Below are 20,329 nucleotides of genomic sequence, written 5' to 3'. Positions count from 1 at the left end.
GTGGCTGTTCCGAAGCGGAAGATGTCGCGCAGCAACACGCGCCACCGCCGGTCGCAGTGGAAGGCTGCGGTCCCCACCCTGGTTGCGTGCGAGCGCTGCCACGAGCCCAAGATGCAGCACATCGCGTGCCCGTCTTGCGGCACCTACAACAAGCGCCAGGTCCTCGAGGTCTGAGCGGCTGGTGAGAGGCACTGTGTCCACGCCGAAGAAGAACTCTGCGGAGACCACGGCCTCGTCCCACACGCTGTTGGAAGGGCGGCTCGGGTACAAGCTCGAGTCCGCCCTTCTGGTGCGTGCGCTGACCCACCGGTCCTACGCGTACGAGAACGGCGGTCTGCCGACCAACGAGCGGCTGGAGTTCCTCGGGGACTCCGTGCTCGGCCTCGTGGTCACGGACACGCTGTACCGCACCCACCCCGACCTGCCCGAAGGCCAGCTGGCCAAGTTGCGGGCCGCGGTGGTCAACTCTCGTGCGCTGGCGGAGGTGGGCCGTGGGCTCGACCTTGGCTCCTTCATCCGGCTCGGCCGCGGTGAAGAGGGCACGGGTGGCCGGGACAAGGCATCCATCCTCGCCGACACCCTCGAAGCGGTGATCGGCGCGGTCTATCTCGACCAGGGTCTGGACGCGGCGGGCGAACTCGTCCACCGGCTCTTCGACCCGCTGATCGAGAAGTCCTCCAACCTCGGTGCCGGCCTGGACTGGAAGACCAGTCTCCAGGAGCTCACCGCGACCGAAGGACTCGGCGTGCCCGAGTACCAGGTCTCGGAGACCGGCCCCGACCACGAGAAGACCTTCACTGCTGCCGCCCGCGTCGGAGGCGTCTCGTACGGCACCGGCACCGGCCGCAGCAAGAAGGAGGCGGAGCAGCAGGCCGCCGAGTCCGCCTGGCGGTCCATCCGGGCCGCGGCGGACGAGCGCGCCAAGGCTGCTGCGAAGGCCGCCGAGGCCGACGCGGGTGCCGATGAGGCGTCCGCCTCCGCCTGACCGAACAGAGCAGTACGCCGAGCGCCCGTCCCACACCGGGGCGGGCGCTCGGTTCATACACCGGCTTGTCACGGGGGATCCCATGCCCGAGTTGCCCGAGGTCGAGGTCGTACGACGCGGTCTGGAGCGGTGGGTCGCCCATCGCGCGGTCGCCGAGGCCGAGGTACTGCACCCGCGTGCGGTACGCCGCCACATCGCCGGTGCCGACGACTTCACGCACCGCCTCAAGGGCCACCGCATCGGCGTCCCCAGCCGCCGCGGCAAGTACCTGTGGCTGCCGCTGGAGGACACCAACCAGTCGGTCCTGGCGCATCTCGGCATGAGCGGCCAGCTCCTGGTCCAGCCGCACGAGTCACCGGACGAGAAGCATCTGCGCATCCGCGTCCGCTTCGCCGACGGTCTCGGCACCGAACTCCGTTTCGTCGACCAACGCACCTTCGGTGGGCTGTCGTTGCACGACAACACCGAGGACGGCCTGCCCGACGTCATCGCGCACATCGCCCGCGACCCCCTCGACCCGCTCTTCGACGACGAGGCCTTTCACCAGAACCTGCGCCGCAAGCGCACGACCATCAAACGGGCCCTGCTGGACCAGTCGTTGATCAGCGGAGTCGGCAACATCTACGCGGACGAGGCACTTTGGCGCTCCCGCGTCCACTACGAGCGTCCGACCGCCGGCTTCACCCGCCCGCGCACGGCCGAACTCCTGGGCCACGTAAGGGATGTGATGAACGCGGCCCTCTCGGTCGGCGGCACCAGCTTCGACAGCCTGTACGTCAACGTCAATGGAGAGTCCGGCTACTTCGACCGCTCGCTCGACGCGTACGGCCGTGAAGGCCTGCCCTGCAAGCGGTGCGGTACGCCGATGCGCCGACGGCCGTGGATGAACCGGTCGAGCTACTTCTGCCCGAAGTGTCAGAGGGCGCCGCGCGTCTCGTCGTAGCGCTGGCGAGCGTCGAGCACGTCGTCCATCCGGCCCTCCAGGAAGTGGATGAGGCCGAGCAGTCGCTTGGCCATCTCCTGGCCCAGCGGCGTCAGTTCGTAGTCCACGCGGGGCGGGTTGGTCGGCTGGGCCTCGCGGTGCACCAGGCCGTCGCGCTCCAGCGCGTGCAGGGTCTGGGACAGCATCTTCTCGCTCACGCCGTCGACGCGACGGCGCAGTTCGTTGAAGCGCAGGGAGCCCTCGTGCAGCGCGCCGAGCGTGAGCGCGCCCCAGCGGCCGGTGATGTGCTCCAGCGTGCCCCGTGACGGGCAGGCCTTGGCGAACACGTCGAAAGCCAGGTCCTGGTCCTGCTCCGGTGTGCGCTCCTGCGTGATGTCCATACCTCAAGCGTACTCGAACGCAGCGCTAACCGGTAGGTTGCACTAACTAGAAGTTAGTGCTTTCCTTTCTTCATTGTCAGTGACCTGCGCATCTCAGGAGTACGCATCGTGACCACCCCTGTTGTCTCCATCGCCTATCACTCCGGCTACGGCCACACCGCCGTCCTCGCCGAGGCCGTCCGCGCCGGTGCGCTGGAGGCCGGAGCGGAGGTGCATCTGATCAACGTCGCCGAGATCACCGAGGAGCAGTGGACCGTCCTCGATGGCTCCGACGCGATCGTCTTCGGCTCGCCGACCTACATGGGCACCGCGTCCGGCCCCTTCCATGTCTTCGCCGAGGCGACCTCGAAGCGCTGGTTCGGACAGGACTGGAAGGACAAGCTGGCCGCCGGCTTCACCAACTCCGGTTCCAAGAGCGGCGACAAGCTGCACACCCTCCAGTTCTTCCAGATCCTCGCCGCCCAGCACGGCATGCACTGGATCAACCTCGGTCTGCACCCGGGCTGGAACAACAGCGAGGGCTCCGAGCACGACCTCAACCGCCTCGGCGTCTTCGCGGGCGCTGCCGCGCAGACCAACGTCGACGAGGGCCCGGACGCCGTCCACAAGGCCGACGTGGCGACGGCCGAGCACCTCGGGCGCAGGCTTGCCGAGACGGCGAAGGTGTTCGCGCACGGGCGCACCGCCGTCGCCGCGTAAGCACCGACGCAACACGAAGGGGCTCCCATCCGGTCACCGGACGGGAGCCCCTCGTCGTGCGCGCTGCTCAGTAGCCGAAGTCCTGCGTCCACCAAGGGCCGCCGGAGCCGAAGTGAACACCCACGCCCAGCGTCTTGAAATCGCAGTTCAGGATGTTCGCCTTGTGGCCGGGGCTGTTCATCCAGGCCTCCATCACCGCTGCCGCGTCGGCCTGGCCCCGGGCTATGTTCTCGCCGCCGAGGCTGCTGATGCCGGCCGCCTCGGCCCGGTCCCAGGGGGTCTTGCCGCTGGGGTCGGTGTGGTCGAAGAAGCCCTCGGCCGCCATGGCGTCGCTGAAGTCCTCGGCGAGCTTGCCCAGCGCGCTGTTCGCGGACACCGCGGTGCAGCCCACCTTCGCCCGCTCCTCGTTCACCAGCTTCAGCACCTCGGCCTCGGCCTGCGCCTCGGCCGACACCGTGATGCCCGGAGCGGTGGTGTTCTGCGGCGCCTTGGTGGCCGTCCGCGAAGGAGTCGCCTTCGGCTCCTTGCTCGGCGTCTTCGTCGGCTTCTCGGTCGGCGTCTTGGTCGGCGCCGCCGTCGAGGCCGAGGCGGACGGGGTCGGCGAGGCCGTGCGGTCGCCGTCGCGGCTGGCCGCCTCGTCCTCCCGGCCGTCGTCGGCGCTGCCGGACGTGCCGCCCTGCTCGGTCGCGGAGTTGGTCGGGGTGTCCGCGGCCTGCACCTTGTCGGCGCCGCTGCCGCCGCCGAGCTTGTAGTTGTCGAGGCCGGGCACCACACCGGTGGCGACCGCGACGGTGCCGATGGCGACCGCGGCGGAGACCCCGAGCAGACCGGTCTTGACCGGCGTCACGACCCGCTTCTTGCGCCGGCGTCGCGAGCCCCCGCGCCGCGGCCCGTCGTCCGGCGAGAAGCCCTCGCTCGGGAACATGGCGGTGCCGCTGGTGTGGGCGTAGTCGTCGTTCGTCGCGAAGAGGTAGGCCTCGCTGCGGGAGTGCGCCTCGGGGTTCAAGTAGGGCGCGATGCCCATGGTGGGGTGCTCGCCCGTGTGCGGACCCCGGGCGTCGGCCTCGAAGTCGTACGAGAACTGCCGGTCGATGCCGTACGCGTGCTGCTGGTCGATGCCGTACGAGTCCTGCTGGTCATTGCTGTACGAGTTCTGCGGGTCGTAGCCGCTCGTGTACGAGCCGTCTGTTTCCGTGACCCCCGTGGCGCGGCCCGTGGCGGCGCGGCCGGCGGCGGAGCGTCGGTGGCGTCCCATGTGTCCTGGCCTTCCTCGTCCTTTGTGGCCGACTCGTCCCCGGCGGTCGGACCGAACTCACAAAACTCACACGATCGAGTGAGTTTCGTATGAGATTCATTGGCAGGGGACGGTACCGCATGGCGCCAGGGGAGGGAGCGCCCGGAGAGACATTGGTTGGTTAGGTTGCACTCATGAGCGAGGATGTACGACTGGTCGCCTGGGTGCGGGGACGCGTCCAAGGTGTGGGTTTCCGCTGGTTCACGCGGGCCAAGGCCCTGGAGCTCGGTGGGCTGAGTGGTTTTGCTCTCAATTTGGGGGACGGACGGGTCCAGGTGGTCGCCGAGGGCCCGCGCGAAGGGTGCGAGGGACTCCTCCAGTGGCTTCTGGGTGACGACACGCCCGGACGCGTGGACGGCGTCACCGAGATCTGGGACACACCCCGCGGGGGTTACGACGGCTTCGCCATCCGTTGAACCGATTCTGTAAACCACGCCTGGTGGAAGCGGAGGGACATGCCACCGGCAGCTGCCCGAAGCAGAAAGGCCCTGGTGGTTGCCAAGAACGGCTTTTCCTGGGAGGCTCCGCACTTAAGGATGATCGCTACGCCCCGAGGGCCCCGCAGGAGTCGCTGCGCTGCCGTTTCCCGGCCGCGCACCCCCGGTTGCCGCCAATACGGGGCGTGATCGTGTTGACCGTCAAACTTTTTGGTGAGACGCTGAAGTCACCCCGCGCACCTTAGCTGTTTGGCATGGTTGAACGGCAACAGAAACTCAACAGTGTCAAGCATCGCGGGTGCGAATCCCTCACGACCCACACCGCTTCGGTCGGTCACTCAGTGTGGAGGACCATCCATCATGGCAAAGGCGCTTCTCGGTTACGTCGGCGGCTCCGACCCGCGACTCATCGCCGAGATGCGACGGCTCCAGCAGCGCGTACAGGACCTCGAATCCGAGCTCGTACGGATTCAGGCCGAGAACGACGCGCTCGCGGCTGCCGCTTCTCACGACTCGCTTCTGGAGAGCATCGACGCACACCAGGCGGAGCCTGCGCTCACCTGATCACTGCATCGCATCACGACAAGCAGTGGTTGGGCTGCCTGTATCAACCGCTAAGTTGTCAGAGTTGCAAGGGACGCTTCGGCGTCCCTTCTTTCTTTCCCCCGCACTTCCCTCACTCTCTTTAACGTCTGATGTGCCCTGCACGTTCATGGGTGAAACCGCGGGAAACAGCACGTTCATGGAGTGAGACAACCCCGGCGGGTAGAGTCCAGCGGCGTGCACCTCAAGGCCCTGACCCTCCGTGGGTTCAAGTCGTTCGCCTCGGCGACCACGCTCCGGTTCGAGCCGGGCATCACGTGTGTCGTGGGACCGAACGGCTCGGGCAAGTCCAACGTCGTCGACGCCCTCAGCTGGGTCATGGGCGAGCAGGGTGCCAAGTCGCTGCGCGGCGGCAAGATGGAGGACGTCATCTTCGCCGGCACCACCGGGCGTCCGCCGCTGGGCCGCGCCGAGGTGTCCCTGACCATCGACAACTCCGACGGGGCGCTGCCCATCGAGTACGCCGAGGTCACCATCACGCGGATCATGTTCCGCAACGGCGGCAGCGAGTACCAGATCAACGGCGACACCTGCCGCCTCCTCGACATCCAGGACCTTCTCTCCGACTCCGGCATCGGCCGCGAGATGCACGTCATCGTCGGCCAGGGCCAGCTCGACTCCGTGCTGCACGCCGACCCGATGGGCCGCCGCGCCTTCATCGAGGAGGCGGCCGGAGTCCTCAAACACCGCAAGCGCAAGGAGAAGGCCCTCCGCAAGCTGGACGCGATGCAGGCCAACCTCGCGCGCGTGCAGGACCTCACGGACGAACTCCGAAGGCAGCTCAAGCCGCTGGGCCGCCAGGCGGCGGTCGCCAGAAGGGCCGCCGTCATCCAGGCCGATCTCCGGGACGCGCGACTGCGGTTGCTCGCGGACGACCTCGTACGACTGCGCGAGGCGCTCAAGACCGAGGTCGCCGACGAGGCCGCCCTGAAGGAGCGCAAGGAGGCCGCCGAACAGGAGCTGAAGAAGGCGCTCCAGCGCGAGGCACTCCTGGAGGACGAGGTACGGCAGCTCACGCCACGCCTCCAGCGCGCCCAGCAGACCTGGTACGAGCTCTCCCAGCTCGCCGAGCGGGTGCGCGGCACCATCTCGCTCGCCGACGCGCGCGTGAAGAGCGCGACCTCCGCCCCGCCCGAGGAACGCCGGGGCCGCGACCCCGAGGACATGGAGCGCGAGGCCGCCCGCATCCGCGAGCAGGAGGCCGAGCTGGAGGCTGCCCTGGAGGCGGCCGAGCGGGCCCTGGAGGACACGGTCGCCCACCGCGCCGAGCTGGAACGCGCGCTGGCCGACGAGGAACGGCGTCTGAAGGACGTGGCCCGTGCCATCGCCGACCGCCGTGAGGGCCTGGCCCGCCTGAACGGCCAGGTCAACGCGGCCCGTTCACGCGCCGCCTCCGCCCAGGCCGAGATCGACCGCCTGGCCGCGGCACGGGACGAGGCCCAGGAACGGGCCTTCGCCGCGCAGGAGGAGTACGAGACGCTCAAGGCCGAGGTCGACGGGCTCGATGCGGGCGACGCGGAGCTCGCGGAACAGCATGACGCGGCGAAGGCGGCACTGGCCGAGGCGGAGGCCACTCTGACGGCCGCGCGCGAAGCGGCGACGGCGGCGGAGCGCAGGCGCGCGGCGACACAGGCCCGGCACGAGGCGCTGGCGCTGGGCCTGCGCAGGAAGGACGGGACGGGCATACTGCTGGGCGCGAAGGACCGCCTCACCGGTCTGCTGGGACCGGCGGCGGAGCTGTTGACGGTGACACCGGGCCATGAGGTGGCGCTGGCGGCGGCATTCGGCGCGGCAGCGGACGCACTGGCGGTCACGTCCCCGTCAGCGGCGGCGGACGCCATCCGCCTGCTGCGCAAACAGGACGGCGGACGAGCGTCACTGCTGCTCGCCGGGTCCCCTGAAGCGCCCCCTGGGGGCGCGGGGAACGGCGCGACCAGCCACAACGAACCCGCACCCGCCACACAACCCAACGCATCCGATTTCGTCCGCGGCCCTTCCGACCTCATGCCGGCGGTACAACGCCTCCTCCACGGCATCGTCGTCGTCAGCACCCTCGAAGACGCCGAAGACCTCGTCTACGCCAACCCCCACCTCACCGCGGTCACCGCCGAAGGCGACCTGCTCAGCGCCCACTTCGCCCACGGCGGCTCCGCGGGCGCCCCCAGCCTTCTCGAAGTACAGGCCTCCGTCGACGAGGCGGCCGCGGAGCTGGAAGAGCTGGCCGTCCAGTGCGAGGCGCTCACCGAGGCACAGCACACGGCAGCGGACCGGCGTAAGGAAAGCACCGCCCTCGTCGAGGAGCTCGCGGAGCGCCGCCGGGCCGCGGACCGGGAGAAGTCCGCCGTCGCCCAGCAGCTCGGCCGGCTCGCCGGGCAGGCGAAGGGCGCCGCGGGGGAGGCCGAGCGGTCCACCGCGGCCGCCGCCCGGGCCCAGGACGCACTCGACAAGGCGCTCCAGGACGTCGAGGAACTCGCCGAACGCCTCGCCGTCGCCGAGGAGATGCCCGTCGAGGAGGAGCCGGACACCGCCGTACGGGACCGGCTCGCCGCCGACGGCGCCAATGCGCGGCAGACCGAGATGGAGGCCCGTCTCCAGGTCCGTACGCACGAGGAGCGCGTCAAGGGTCTCGCCGGCCGCGCCGACTCCCTCGACCGTGCCGCCCGCGCGGAGCGCGACGCACGCGCGCGTGCGGAGCAGCGGCGGGCGCGGCTGCGGCACGAGGCCGCGGTGGCGGAGGCGGTCGCCTCGGGTGCCCGGCAGTTGCTGACGTACGTCGAGATGTCGCTCGGCCGCGCGGATGCCGAGCGGACCGCCGCCGACGCCGCCAAGGCCCGCCGGGAGCAGGAGCTCACCGCCGCTCGTTCCGCCGGCCGTGATCTCAAGGCCGAGCTCGACAAGCTCACCGACTTCGTCCACCGCGGCGAGGTCCTCGGCGCCGAGAAGCGGATGCGGATCGAGCAGCTGGAGACCAAGGCGCTGGAGGAGCTGGGGGTCGAGCCCGCGGGGCTGGTCTCCGAGTACGGCCCGCATCAGCTCGTACCGCCCTCTCCGCCCGCCGAGGGCGAGGAGCTGCCGGAGGACCCGGAGCATCCGCGCAACCAGCCGAAGCAGTTCCACCGGGCGGAGCAGGAGCGGCGGCTCAAGGCGGCTGAGCGGGCCTACCAGCAGCTTGGCAAGGTCAATCCGCTGGCGCTTGAGGAGTTCGCGGCGTTGGAGGAGCGGCACAAGTTCCTCAGCGAGCAGCTGGAGGACCTGAGGAAGACCCGGGCCGATCTCCTCCAGGTGGTGAAGGAGGTCGACGAGCGCGTCGAGCAGGTCTTCACCGAGGCGTACCGGGACACGGCCCGGGAGTTCGAGGGTGTCTTCAGCCGGCTGTTCCCGGGCGGTGAGGGGCGGTTGATCCTGACCGATCCCGACAACATGCTCACCACGGGCGTGGACGTCGAGGCGCGTCCGCCGGGCAAGAAGGTCAAGCGGCTCAGTCTGCTGTCCGGTGGCGAGCGTTCCCTCACGGCCGTAGCGTTGCTCGTGTCGATCTTCAAGGCCCGGCCGAGCCCGTTCTATGTGATGGACGAGGTCGAGGCCGCGCTCGACGACACCAATCTTCAGCGACTGATCCGGATCATGCAGGAGTTGCAGGAGGCCTCGCAGCTCATCGTGATCACGCACCAGAAGCGGACGATGGAGGTCGCCGACGCGCTGTACGGCGTCTCCATGCAGGGCGACGGCGTCTCGAAGGTCATCAGCCAGCGGCTGCGCTGATCTCGTCTACCCGGTCTTCACTTCTTCAATCTTTAAACCCAACCTCCTCACTGGTGCCTGTTTTCTCACATCACTTCGTCTGTTGACTTCACAACTTGAAGGCATAAGGTCTGCATCGTTGTTCTTGCCTTCAGGCAGCGTTGCCGATGGCCTTAGGAGTTGAACGTGACCAGCACTGCGCAGCCACCCAAGTCAGGAGCCAGGACGGCTCATCCCGATCATCTCGGGCACGTCATCTTCATCGCGGCGGCGGCCGCGATGGGCGGTTTCCTCTTCGGCTACGACAGTTCCGTGATCAACGGCGCTGTCGAGGCCATCCGGGGCCGCTACGACATCGGCTCGGCGGCGCTGGCGCAGGTCATCGCCATCGCCCTGATCGGCTGCGCCATCGGCGCCGCGACCGCGGGCCGTATCGCCGACCGCATCGGCCGCATCCGCTGTATGCAGATCTCGGCCGTGCTCTTCACGGTGAGCGCCGTGGGTTCGGCGCTGCCCTTCGCGCTCTGGGACCTCGCCTTCTGGCGCATCGTCGGCGGCTTCGCCATCGGTATGGCCTCCGTGATCGGCCCCGCCTACATCGCCGAGGTCGCCCCGCCGGCCTACCGCGGCCGTCTCGGTTCCTTCCAGCAGGCCGCGATCGTCATCGGCATCGCCATCTCGCAGCTGGTCAACTGGGGCCTGCTCAACGCGGCCGGCGGCGACCAGCGCGGCGAGCTGATGGGCCTGGAGGCCTGGCAGGTCATGCTCGGCGTCATGGTGATCCCGGCCGTCCTCTACGGCCTGCTCTCCTTCGCCATCCCCGAGTCCCCGCGCTTCCTCATCTCCGTCGGCAAGCACGAGCGCGCCCGCGAGATCCTCAAGGAGGTCGAGGGCGACAAGGTGAACCTCGACGCCCGGGTGGCCGAGATCGAGCACGCCATGAGCAGCGAGCACAGGTCCACCTTCAAGGACCTGCTCGGCGGCGGCTTCTTCTTCAAGCCGATCGTCTGGGTCGGTATCGGGCTGTCGGTCTTCCAGCAGTTCGTCGGCATCAACGTCGCGTTCTACTACTCCTCGACGCTGTGGCAGTCGGTCGGCGTCGACCCGACGGACTCGTTCTTCTACTCCTTCACGACGTCGATCATCAACATCGTCGGCACCGTGATCGCCATGATCTTCGTCGACCGCGTCGGCCGTAAGCCGCTGGCCCTCATCGGCTCCGTCGGCATGGTGATCGGTCTCGGCCTGGAGGCCTGGGCGTTCTCCTTCGACCTGGTCGACGGCAAGCTCCCGGCCGCCCAGGGCTGGACCGCCCTCATCGCGGCCCACGTCTTCGTCCTCTTCTTCGCCCTGTCCTGGGGTGTCGTCGTCTGGGTCTTCCTCGGCGAGATGTTCCCGAACCGGATCCGTGCCGCCGCCCTGGGCGTCGCCGCCTCCGCGCAGTGGATCGCCAACTGGGCCATCACCGCGAGCTTCCCGTCGCTGGCCGACTGGAACCTCTCCGCGACCTACGTGATCTACACGGTCTTCGCCGCGCTCTCCATCCCCTTCGTTCTCAAGTACGTCAAGGAGACGAAGGGCAAGGCGCTGGAGGAGATGGGCTGAGCGGCCCGCACGAACCCGGGGAGACGGGCCCAACCCCGCCGCCCGTCTCCCCGTGACCGTCACCGCCGTCCCGGCTCAGCCACTGCCCGAGCCGGGGCGGCGGTGTCGTGTCATGGAGGTCAGCCGCCGAGCCCCGGCAGGACCTCCTCGCAGAACAGCCGCAGACTCCGCCACCCCTCCGCGACCGGCATCCCGCCCGCCAGCGGATGCAGTACGAGGTTGTCGAGGCCCTGCGTCACACACTCGTCCGGCGTCAGAATCCGGTACACGCCCTCGGCGCGCAGCTCCTCCACACTCGTCGCCGCCGACCTCACCGCCGACCGGATGTCCCCGGACTGCCAGGAGGCGTACGTCCGGGCCTCGTGCAGGAAGTGCTCCCCGTGCGCGGCCCACACCGCCTCCGGGTCCTCGGCGATGTGCAGCAACGGGGTCTCGGCGGCCGGCATCATCGTCCAGCCCTCCGTCCCGTACTCGACGAGCCGCTCCTTGTAGTACGCCTCCAGCTCCGGCAGATGCGCGCTGGGGAAGAACGGCAGCCCGAGCCGGGCGGCGCGGCGGGCGGCGGCCTTCGAGGCGCCGCCGACCAGGAGAAGGGGGTGCGGGTCGGTGAACGGGCGCGGGGTGACCCGTACCGTACGGCCCCGGTACGCGAACTCCTCGCCGGTCCACGCCTTCAGCAGCGTCTCCAGCAGTTCGTCCTGGAGTTTGCCGCGCCGCTTCCACTCCACGTCGAAGAGGGCGTACTCCTCGGGCCGGTAGCCGATCCCGGCGACCGTGACCAGGCGTCCGCCGCTCAGCAGGTCCAGTACGGCGATCTCCTCGGCCAGCCGCAGCGGGTCGTGGAGCGGGCCGATGACCGCGGAGACGGTGACCGCGATGCGGCGGGTGGCGCCGAAGACGGCTCCCGCGAAGGCGAAGGGGGAGGGGAGCCAGTTGTTCGCGACGCCGTGGTGCTCCTCCGTCTGCACGGTGGTGACGCCGTGTTCGTCGGCGTACGCGGCCATCTCCAGGGCGGCCTGGTAGCGGGCGCGGAGGGAGGCGGGGGTGGCGGCGGGCTCGACGAGGTTGAAACGGACGACGGAGACGGGCATGGGGGTCTCCCTTCACCGGGCGGGGTGTGGAGGGGGACGTTAGCTGACGGTGTGTCAGACATCCAGAGCGGTGTCGCAGGACTCCATGACTGATACTGGACGGGTTATGGAAACCGTCATCCTTGCTGTAGTCATCGCCGTGGTCGTGCTCGGTGTGCTCGGCGGGCTCGTCGTCGGCAGCCGACGTAAGAAGCCGCTGCCTCCGCCGCCTCCCGCAGCCCCCGACCTCACCGCCCCTCCGGCCGAGCCGCACATCGGCGACGAGGCCGAGACGCCCCGCGACGAACCGCGCCGGACGATAGAGGAGGTGGACCTGCCCGACGGCACCGCTCCGGCCGCCGTCGAGGAACCGCCCGTCGTCGAAGAGCTCCCGCCGACCCAGATCGAGGTCCCGGAGCCCACCGCCGGCCGCCTGGTGCGGCTGCGCTCCCGTCTCTCCCGCTCGCAGAACGCGCTCGGCAAGGGCCTGCTGACCCTGCTGTCCCGCGAGCACCTCGACGACGACACCTGGGAGGAGATCGAGGACACCCTGCTCACCGCCGACGTCGGCGTCGCCCCCACCCAGGAACTGGTCGAGGGCCTGCGCGAGCGCGTGAAGGTGCTCGGCACCCGTACCCCCGAGGACTTGCGCGGCCTGCTGCGCGAGGAACTCCTGAAGCTGGTCGGCACCGACTTCGACCGCACGGTCAGGACCGAGCCCGAGACCAGCAAGCCCGGCATCGTCATGGTCGTCGGCGTCAACGGCACCGGCAAGACCACGACCACCGGCAAGCTCGCCCGGGTCCTGGTGGCCGACGGCCGGAGTGTGGTGCTCGGCGCCGCGGACACCTTCCGTGCCGCCGCCGCCGACCAGCTCCAGACCTGGGGTGAGCGCGTCGGCGCCCACACCGTGCGCGGTCCCGAGGGCGGCGACCCCGCCTCCATCGCCTTCGACGCGGTCAAGGAGGGCAAGGAGATCGGTGCGGATGTCGTGCTGATCGACACCGCCGGGCGCCTCCACACCAAGACCGGGCTCATGGACGAGCTCGGCAAGGTCAAGCGGGTCATCGAGAAGCAGGCGCCGCTGGACGAGGTGCTGCTGGTGCTGGACGCGACCACCGGGCAGAACGGTCTGGTGCAGGCCCGCGTGTTCGCCGAGGTCGTCGACATCACCGGCATCGTCCTCACCAAGCTCGACGGCACGGCCAAGGGCGGCATCGTCGTCGCGGTCCAGCGGGAGCTGGGGGTGCCGGTGAAGCTGGTGGGGCTTGGCGAGGGTGCGGATGACTTGGCGCCCTTCGAGCCGGAGGCGTTCGTGGACGCGCTGATCGGCGACTGAACGCTCCGCTGGGAGAGCCGTGACAGGCCGGTGATCGTCTGCGGCGCCGTTGTGGCTTGTCGCGCAGTTCCCCGCGCCCCTTGGGCGCGTTGTCGAACCGTGCGTGAAGAAGTGCCCCGCCCCCAAGGTGCAGTTGGGAGCGGGGCACTTCGCTCTGTACGGCTATGCGCGCGACCGGTGTGCCACGTAAGCCAGCGTCCCCAGCAGCAGCCTCGCCGCCGGTGGCTTGGTCGCCGAGTCCAGGGCGGGTGGCCGTAGCCAGCGCACCGGGCCCAGGCCGCCCCGGTCCGAAGGGGGTGCCGTGATGTGCGTGCCCGGACCGAGGCCCCGCAGATCGAGCGAGGTCGGGTCGTCCCAGCCCATGCGGTAGAGGAGTTCCGGGAGTTCGGCGGCGGCGCCGGGGGCGACGAAGAAGTGGGCGCGGCCGTCCGGGGTGGCGGCCACCGGGCCGAGGGGGAGGCCCATGCGCTCCAGGCGGACCAGGGCGCGGTGCCCGGCGGGCTCGGCCACCTCGATCACGTCGAAGGCGCGGCCGACCGGCAGCATCACCGCGGCGCCCGGGAACTCGGCCCAGGCGCCGGTCACTTCGTCCAGTGTCGCGCCCGCGGGCACCTCCGGCGCGAAGTCCAGCGGATGCGCGCCCGGTGCCCGGCAGTCGGAGTGCCCGCAGGAGCACGCGCCCGCGGCGGCCCGGGCGCCCGGGACCACGTCCCAGCCCCACAGGCCGGTGAACTCGGCCACGGCGGTGCACTCCGACGAGCGGCCGCGGCGACGCGAGGAGGACCGGATGTCGCGGATCCCCCGACTGCTGCCGATCGTGAAGCCCATGCCCCCTCCAACGGGTCCAGCGCACCGGTGGTTACGAGACGCGCACGGAAAGTGACCTGAGCGGTGCCGCGCACGTCCACTCGGCGCCCGGATGTGCCCCGGGTGGTGCGCCCGGTCACGCGCGCCCCTGAGTGCACCGCTCCGCCCACTCCCGGCCGTCCTATGTCAAGTGAATCGTGTACGGGCGACCGTGAGTTCATTCGAAGGGGTGGCGAATGGTGGCGTTTCCAGGATCGCCATGGCTGGAGGGGTGATCGTAGGATTACTGTGAGTGCACGAGTCCTGGGGGCACATCCACTCGTGGGTATGCCGGAGGCAAGCCGATATCCCGTTCGAAGGGTGACAACTGTCGGACAGGAAGCCGTATTTACCGGCATTCTGATAGGGCTTGGCGCACTCAGCGACAAGTGGTCTCAGGGATGGGGGCGTTCCAGTGAGCGGCAACGGCGGAAGTGGAACGGGCGCCGGCAGCGCGGCGAACGGCGACAAGCGCCCCAATGAGCTGCTCGGCTCCTGGTTCGTGCGCAGCGGCTGGTCGAAGGGTGAACTCGCCCGCCAAGTCAACCGCCGGGCCCGCCAGTTGGGCGCCAACCACATCTCCACCGACACCTCGCGCGTCCGCCGCTGGCTGGACGGCGAGAACCCCCGTGAGCCGATCCCCAGGATCCTGTCGGAGCTGTTCTCCGAGCGGTTCGGCTGTGTCGTCTCGGTCGAGGACCTTGGCCTGCGCGCCGCCCGCCAGTCACCCTCCGCGACCGGGGTCGACCTGCCCTGGACGGGCCCGCAGACCGTGGCCCTGCTCAGCGAGTTCTCGCGCAGCGACCTCATGCTGGCGCGGCGCGGCTTCCTCGGGACCTCGCTGGCCCTCTCCGCGGGCCCGTCCCTCATCGAGCCCATGCAGCGCTGGCTCGTCCCCACCCCGTCCACCGCGCACCACGAGCCCGAGTCCGCGGCCCGGCGCGGCGGCCGGCTCTCCAAGCCCGAGCTGGACCTCCTTGAGTCCACCACCGTGATGTTCCGGCAGTGGGACGCCCAGTGCGGCGGCGGCCTGCGCCGCAAGGCGGTCGTCGGACAGCTGCACGAGGTGACCGACCTCCTCCAGGAGCCCCAGCCCGAGTCCACCGCCCGCAAGCTGTTCAAGGTCGCCGCCGAGCTGGCCGAGCTCGCGGGCTGGATGTCGTACGACGTGGGACTCCAGCCCACCGCGCAGAAGTACTTCGTCCTCGCGCTGCACGCCGCCAAGGAAGCGGGCGACAAGCCGCTCGGCTCGTACATCCTCTCCAGCATGAGCCGCCAGATGATCCATCTCGGCCGGCCCGACGACGCCCTGGAACTGGTCCACCTCGCGCAGTACGGCAGCCGCGACTGCGCGAGCCCGCGGACCCAGTCGATGCTGTATGCGATGGAGGCCCGCGCGTACGCCAATATGGGACAGCCCGGCAAGTGCAAGCGTGCCGTCCGGATGGCCGAGGACACCTTCTCCGACGTCGACGAGTGGGACGAGCCGGACCCCGACTGGATCCGCTTCTTCTCCGAGGCCGAGCTGTACGGCGAGAACTCCCACTCCTACCGCGACCTCGCCTACGTCGCCGGCCGCAGCCCGACGTACGCCTCCCTGGCCGAGCCCCTGATGCGGCGGGCCGTGGAGCTCTTCGCCCAGGACCAGGAGCACCAGCGGTCGTACGCACTCAACCTGATCGGCATGGCCACCGTGCACCTGCTCCAGCGGGAACCCGAGCGCAGCGCGGTGCTGGCCGAGGAGGCCATGGTCATCGCCAAGAAGGTCCGCTCCGAGCGCGTGAACACTCGTATCCGAAAGACGGTCGACACGGCCGTACGCGATTTCGGTGATCTCGCCGAGGTAGTGGATCTCACGGACAAGCTCGCCATCGAGCTGCCGGAGACGGCCGAGGCCGTCTGAATTCCCTGAACCCCGGCCGCGGCGGCCCTCCCGAACTGCCCGACTCGGCTCCCCCATGCCAGGTCATCGGAAGACCGCCGCGGCCGGTTCTTTTCCCTTCATCGAAGGTTGCGCCACGATAACGATCGACGCGGCCCATATCCGCCAGTTCATCGACGCGTAACACGCAAGGCGCCTTCGTCACGGCGGCGAAACAACGAGGGGCTTCCACCGAAACCGCGCTGCGCCAATCTCATGGCGCATAACCGGCCCACCCCTCAATCCGCTCAGGCTTCGCCCGCACGGGGCCGTACCAACGACGAGGAGACGCCGATGGCACCAGCCATCACGCTCGCCGCAGACAAGCTGTCGGTGGCCAACACAGGTTTCATGCTCATCTGTTCCGCCCTGGTGCTGATCATGACCCCGGGCCTCGCCTTCTTCTACGGAGGCATGGTCCGCGTCAAGAGCACCCTCAACATGCTGATGATGAGCTTCATCAGCATGGGGATCGTCACCATCCTGTGGGTGCTGTACGGCTTCTCCATGGCGTTCGGGACGGATCACGGTTCGCTCATCGGCTGGGAGTCCGACTTCGTCGGCTGGACCGGTATCGACAAGGCGGACATCTGGTCCGGCTACACGATTCCCGTCTTCGCCTTCGCCGTCTTCCAGATGATGTTCGCGATCATCACGCCGGCCCTGATAAGCGGCGCCATCGCCGACCGCGTGAAGTTCTCCGCGTGGGCGCTCTTCGTCTTCCTGTGGGCCACGATCGTGTACTTCCCGGTCGCCCACTGGGTCTGGGGCACCGGCGGCTGGGCCTTCGAGCTCGGAGTGATCGACTTCGCCGGTGGTACGGCGGTCCACATCAACGCGGGTGCCGCGGCGCTCGGCGTCATCCTGGTCATCGGCAAGCGCGTCGGCTTCAAGAAGGACCCGATGCGCCCGCACAGCCTCCCGCTGGTCATGCTCGGTGCCGGTCTGCTGTGGTTCGGCTGGTTCGGCTTCAACGCCGGCTCGTGGCTCGGCAACGACGACGGCGTCGGCTCCCTGATGTTCGTCAACACCCAGATCGCCACCGCCGCCGCCATGCTGGCCTGGCTCGGCTACGAGAAGATCCGCCACGGCGCGTTCACCACCCTCGGTGCCGCCTCCGGCGCGGTCGCCGGTCTGGTCGCCATCACCCCGTCCGGCGGCGCGGTCACCCCGATCGGCGCGATCGCGGTCGGCGTCATCGCCGGTGTCCTGTGCGCCATGGCCGTGGGCCTGAAGTACAAGTTCGGCTACGACGACTCGCTCGACGTCGTCGGCGTCCACATGGTCGGCGGTGTCGTCGGCTCCCTGCTGATCGGCTTCTTCGCCAGCGGCAAGGGCCAGTCCGACGTCGAGGGCCTCTTCTACGGCGGTGGCCTCGACCAGTTCTGGAAGCAGTGCGCGGGTGTCTTCGCCGTCCTCGCCTACTCCCTGATCGCCTCCGCGGTGCTCGCCTTCCTCCTCGACAAGACCATCGGTATGCGGGTCGACGAGGACGAGGAGATCTCCGGCATCGACCAGGCCGAGCACGCCGAGACCGCATACGACTTCAGCGGCGCGGGTGGCGGTTCCGCCAAGGCCACCGTCGCCGCCCCGGCCGCCGCCGCGAGCAAGAAGGTGGACGCATGAAGCTCATCACCGCAGTCGTCAAGCCCCACCGGCTCGACGAGATCAAGGAAGCCCTCCAGGCCTTCGGGGTGCACGGCCTGACGGTCACCGAGGCGAGCGGTTACGGTCGTCAGCGGGGCCACACCGAGGTCTACCGCGGTGCCGAGTACACCGTCGACCTGGTCCCGAAGATCCGCATCGAGGTCCTCGCCGAGGACGACGACGCCGAGCAGCTGATCGACGTCATCGTCAAGGCCGCCCGCACCGGCAAGATCGGTGACGGCAAGGTCTGGTCCCTGCCGGTCGAGACGGCCGTACGGGTCCGGACCGGCGAGCGCGGTCCCGACGCGCTCTGAGCGAAAACGAACAGGAGCTGCTGGGTGTCGAGTACGGACGTGCGAAAAGAAGCAGAGGACTCCGGACCCAGCGGCTATGCGGCGGCCCGGCTGCGTCTCCTCAACGAGGGGGCGCAGTCCGGGCCGCCGCGCCGTTCGGCCCTGGCCGAACTGACGGACGACTGGCTGACCGGCCTGTTCGGCGCGGGCTCCGCAGGACTGCGCGGCGCCTCCCTGGTCGCCGTCGGCGGCTACGGCCGCGGCGAGCTGTCCCCGCGCAGCGACCTGGACCTCCTCCTGCTGCACGACGGCAGCGACCCCGGCGCGGTCGCCGCCCTGGCCGACCGCATCTGGTACCCCGTCTGGGACCTGGGCCTCGCCCTCGACCACTCCGTGCGGACACCGGCCGAGGCCCGCAAGACCGCCGGGGAGGACCTGAAGGTCCAGCTCGGCCTCCTCGACGCCCGGCACCTCGCCGGTGACCTCGGCCTGACCGCCGGGCTGCGCACCGCGGTCCTCGCCGACTGGCGCAACCAGGCGCCCAAACGCCTCCCCGAACTCCAGGAACTCTGCGCCGAACGCGCCGAACGCCAGGGCGAGTTGCAGTACCTGCTGGAACCGGACCTGAAGGAGGCCCGCGGCGGCCTCAGGGACGCCACCGCCCTGCGCGCCGTCGCCGCCTCCTGGCTGGCCGACGCCCCGCGCGAGGGACTCGACGACGCCCGGCGCCGGCTCCTCGACGTCCGTGACGCCCTGCACCTCGCCACCGGGCGCGCCACCGACCGGCTCGCCCTCCAGGAACAGGACCAGGTCGCCGCCGAGCTCGGCCTGCTCGACGCGGACACGCTGCTGCGGCAGGTGTACGAGGCGGCGCGCGTCGTGTCGTACGCCAGTGACGTCACCTGGCGCGAGGTCGGGCGCGTGCTCAGGTCGCGGTCCGTGCGACCGCGGCTGCGCGCCATGCTGGGCGGCGGGAAGCCGGTGGCGGAGCGGTCGCCGCTGGCCGAGGGCGTCGTCGAGATGGACGGCGAGGTGGTGCTCGCCCGCGCCGCGCGCCCCGAACGCGACCCCGTCCTGCCGCTGCGCGCCGCGGCAGCCGCCGCGCAGGCCGGACTGCCGCTCTCGCTGCACGCCGTACGCCGCATGGCCGCCCACGCCCGCCCGCTGCCCACGCCCTGGCCCGCCGAGGCGCGCGAGCAGCTCGTGACCCTGCTCGGCTCCGGCCGGCCGACGATCGATGTCTGGGAGGCGCTGGAGGCGGAGGGCCTGATCACACGGCTGCTCCCCGACTGGGAGCGGGTGCGCTGCCGCCCACAGCGCAACGCCGTGCACATCTGGACCGTCGACCGGCACCTGATCGAGACGGCGGTCCGCGCCTCGGAGTTCACGCGGCGGGTGCACAGGCCGGACTTGTTGTTGGTCGCCGCGCTGCTGCACGACATCGGCAAGGGCTGGCCCGGCGACCACTCGGTGGCCGGCGAGATCATCGCGAAGGACGTGGCCGCCCGGATCGGCTTCGACCGCGAGGACGTGGCCGTACTGGCCTCTCTCGTACGGCACCACCTGCTCCTCGTCGACACCGCCACCCGGCGTGACCTGGAGGACCCGGAGACGGTCCGGTCGGTCGCGGAGGCGGTCGGCACGCAGTCCACGCTGGAGCTGCTGCACGCCCTGACCGAGGCGGACGCGCTGGCCACCGGGCCGGCGGCCTGGTCGTCCTGGCGGGGCTCGCTCGTCGCCGACCTGGTGAAGCGGGTCGCGGCCGTGCTCGCCGGGGACGACCTGGAGGAACCCGAGGCAGCCGCGCCGACGGCGGAGCAGGAACGGCTGGCGATCGAGGCGGTCGCGACCGGCAGCCCGGTGCTGTCGCTACGGGCCCAGACCGAACCGCCGACGGGGGAGGAGCCCTCCGGGGACCCCGAGCCGCTGGGTGTGGAACTGCTGATCGCGGTGCCCGACCAGCCGAGGGTGCTCCCGGCGGTGGCCGGCGTGCTGGCCATGCACCGCCTGACGGTCCGCACGGCGGAGCTGCGCGCGCTCGACCTGCCGCACGGTGTCGAGGGCTCGGTGCTGCTCCTGAACTGGCGGGTGGCGGCGGAGTACGGCTCCCTGCCGCAGGCCGCCCGGCTGCGGGCGGATCTGGTGCGGGCGCTGGACGGGTCGCTGGACATCGCGGGGCGCCTCGCCGAGCGGGACGCGGCGTATCCGCGCCGCCGGGGTGTCGTCGCCCCGCCGCCGCGTGTGACGGTCGCCCCGGCCGCCTCCCGGCTGGCCACGGTGATCGAGGTCCGCGCCCAGGACGCCCCGGGGCTGCTGTTCCGGATCGGGCGGGCGCTGGAGGACGCGGGGGTGCGGATGCGCAGTGCGCATGTGAGCACCCTCGGCGCGAACGCCGTCGACGCCTTCTACGTCACCGGCCCCGAGGGCGCCCCGCTGCCGGGCGACGAGGCGGCTTCGGTGACGCGGAAGCTGGAGGAGACATTGCGGGGCTGACGGGGGATCCCGGCGAGCTGCCGGGCCGGGATA

At 70.2% G+C, this 20,329-nt stretch carries 17 protein-coding genes; 13 read left to right on the top strand and 4 right to left on the bottom strand.

The genetic code is table 11. The features are described 5' to 3' along the window. From rpmF to mutM, 3 genes are all read left to right on the top strand, one after another. Positions 1-174 carry a 50S ribosomal protein L32 gene (gene rpmF, locus OG866_RS12595; protein ID WP_329334273.1) on the top strand — a complete coding sequence of 58 codons (174 nt, stop codon included), beginning with the start codon at positions 1-3 and terminating at the stop codon, positions 172-174. 7 nt (positions 175-181) lie between these two features. Further along, positions 182-985, top strand: coding sequence for a ribonuclease III (rnc, locus tag OG866_RS12590; RefSeq protein WP_399966581.1), 804 nt, complete (start codon positions 182-184; stop codon positions 983-985). Positions 986-1,067: 82 nt separating this feature from the next. Further along, a complete protein-coding gene (gene mutM / locus OG866_RS12585; RefSeq protein ID WP_329334271.1) occupies positions 1,068-1,928 on the top strand; it encodes a bifunctional DNA-formamidopyrimidine glycosylase/DNA-(apurinic or apyrimidinic site) lyase in 861 nt (286 codons plus the stop codon). Here the strand turns inward: mutM and OG866_RS12580 are convergent. Continuing rightward, the gene (locus OG866_RS12580; RefSeq protein WP_329334270.1) at positions 1,901-2,308 is read right to left on the bottom strand and encodes a winged helix-turn-helix transcriptional regulator; all 408 of its coding nucleotides are present in this window, start codon (positions 2,306-2,308) and stop codon (positions 1,901-1,903) included. The genes mutM and OG866_RS12580 overlap by 28 nt on opposite strands. Before the next feature lie 108 nt (positions 2,309-2,416). On the opposite strand from OG866_RS12580, the gene OG866_RS12575 reads away from it, so the two are divergent. Then, positions 2,417-3,007: a flavodoxin family protein gene (locus OG866_RS12575; RefSeq protein WP_329334268.1), complete on the top strand. Its 591-nt coding sequence runs from the start codon at positions 2,417-2,419 to the stop codon at positions 3,005-3,007. 67 nt (positions 3,008-3,074) lie between these two features. Here the strand turns inward: OG866_RS12575 and OG866_RS12570 are convergent, their stop codons facing one another. After that, positions 3,075-4,262, bottom strand: coding sequence for a CAP domain-containing protein (locus tag OG866_RS12570; protein ID WP_329334266.1), 1,188 nt, complete (start codon positions 4,260-4,262; stop codon positions 3,075-3,077). A gap of 173 nt (positions 4,263-4,435) precedes the next feature. On the opposite strand from OG866_RS12570, the gene OG866_RS12565 reads away from it, so the two are divergent. The 4 genes from OG866_RS12565 to OG866_RS12550 all read left to right on the top strand — a co-directional run bounded on the left by OG866_RS12565 (position 4,436) and on the right by OG866_RS12550 (position 10,687). Continuing rightward, the gene (locus OG866_RS12565; RefSeq protein ID WP_329334264.1) at positions 4,436-4,717 is read left to right on the top strand and encodes an acylphosphatase; all 282 of its coding nucleotides are present in this window, start codon (positions 4,436-4,438) and stop codon (positions 4,715-4,717) included. A gap of 381 nt (positions 4,718-5,098) precedes the next feature. Next, positions 5,099-5,302 (top strand): hypothetical protein, encoded by a 204-nt coding sequence (locus tag OG866_RS12560; RefSeq protein ID WP_037649730.1) that lies wholly within the window; start codon positions 5,099-5,101, stop codon positions 5,300-5,302. Between the two features lie 216 nt (positions 5,303-5,518). Beyond that, the gene (gene smc, locus OG866_RS12555) at positions 5,519-9,103 is read left to right on the top strand and encodes a chromosome segregation protein SMC (RefSeq protein ID WP_329334260.1); all 3,585 of its coding nucleotides are present in this window, start codon (positions 5,519-5,521) and stop codon (positions 9,101-9,103) included. Between the two features lie 165 nt (positions 9,104-9,268). Then, the gene (locus OG866_RS12550) at positions 9,269-10,687 is read left to right on the top strand and encodes a sugar porter family MFS transporter (RefSeq protein WP_329334258.1); all 1,419 of its coding nucleotides are present in this window, start codon (positions 9,269-9,271) and stop codon (positions 10,685-10,687) included. Between the two features lie 119 nt (positions 10,688-10,806). On the opposite strand, the gene OG866_RS12545 is transcribed toward OG866_RS12550, so the two are convergent. After that, positions 10,807-11,778, bottom strand: a complete 972-nt coding sequence (locus OG866_RS12545) for an LLM class flavin-dependent oxidoreductase (RefSeq protein WP_329334256.1) — start codon at positions 11,776-11,778, stop codon at positions 10,807-10,809. 106 nt (positions 11,779-11,884) lie between these two features. On the opposite strand from OG866_RS12545, the gene ftsY reads away from it, so the two are divergent. Next, positions 11,885-13,096 carry a signal recognition particle-docking protein FtsY gene (gene ftsY / locus OG866_RS12540; protein WP_329334254.1) on the top strand — a complete coding sequence of 404 codons (1,212 nt, stop codon included), beginning with the start codon at positions 11,885-11,887 and terminating at the stop codon, positions 13,094-13,096. Between the two features lie 162 nt (positions 13,097-13,258). Here the strand turns inward: ftsY and OG866_RS12535 are convergent, their stop codons facing one another. Next, positions 13,259-13,924 carry a bifunctional DNA primase/polymerase gene (locus tag OG866_RS12535; protein WP_329334251.1) on the bottom strand — a complete coding sequence of 222 codons (666 nt, stop codon included), beginning with the start codon at positions 13,922-13,924 and terminating at the stop codon, positions 13,259-13,261. Positions 13,925-14,357: 433 nt separating this feature from the next. On the opposite strand from OG866_RS12535, the gene nsdA reads away from it, so the two are divergent. From nsdA to OG866_RS12515, 4 genes are all read left to right on the top strand, one after another. Continuing rightward, a complete protein-coding gene (nsdA, locus tag OG866_RS12530; RefSeq protein WP_329334249.1) occupies positions 14,358-15,845 on the top strand; it encodes a transcriptional repressor NsdA in 1,488 nt (495 codons plus the stop codon). A gap of 312 nt (positions 15,846-16,157) precedes the next feature. Further along, positions 16,158-17,489, top strand: coding sequence for an ammonium transporter (locus OG866_RS12525; protein ID WP_329334247.1), 1,332 nt, complete (start codon positions 16,158-16,160; stop codon positions 17,487-17,489). Beyond that, positions 17,486-17,824, top strand: coding sequence for a P-II family nitrogen regulator (locus OG866_RS12520; protein WP_003997576.1), 339 nt, complete (start codon positions 17,486-17,488; stop codon positions 17,822-17,824). Before OG866_RS12525 ends, OG866_RS12520 begins: the two co-directional genes overlap by 4 nt. Before the next feature lie 24 nt (positions 17,825-17,848). Beyond that, on the top strand, positions 17,849-20,296 hold the full coding sequence (locus OG866_RS12515) for a [protein-PII] uridylyltransferase (RefSeq protein WP_329334245.1): 2,448 nt from the start codon (positions 17,849-17,851) through the stop codon (positions 20,294-20,296). Positions 20,297-20,329 lie beyond the last annotated feature (33 nt).

The organism is Streptomyces sp. NBC_00663 (assembly GCF_036226885.1).
In the GTDB taxonomy this organism is placed as follows: Bacteria; Actinomycetota; Actinomycetes; order Streptomycetales; family Streptomycetaceae; genus Streptomyces.
Note: the sequence above shows the minus strand (reverse complement) of the source record. Positions and strands in the feature narration are given on the sequence as shown.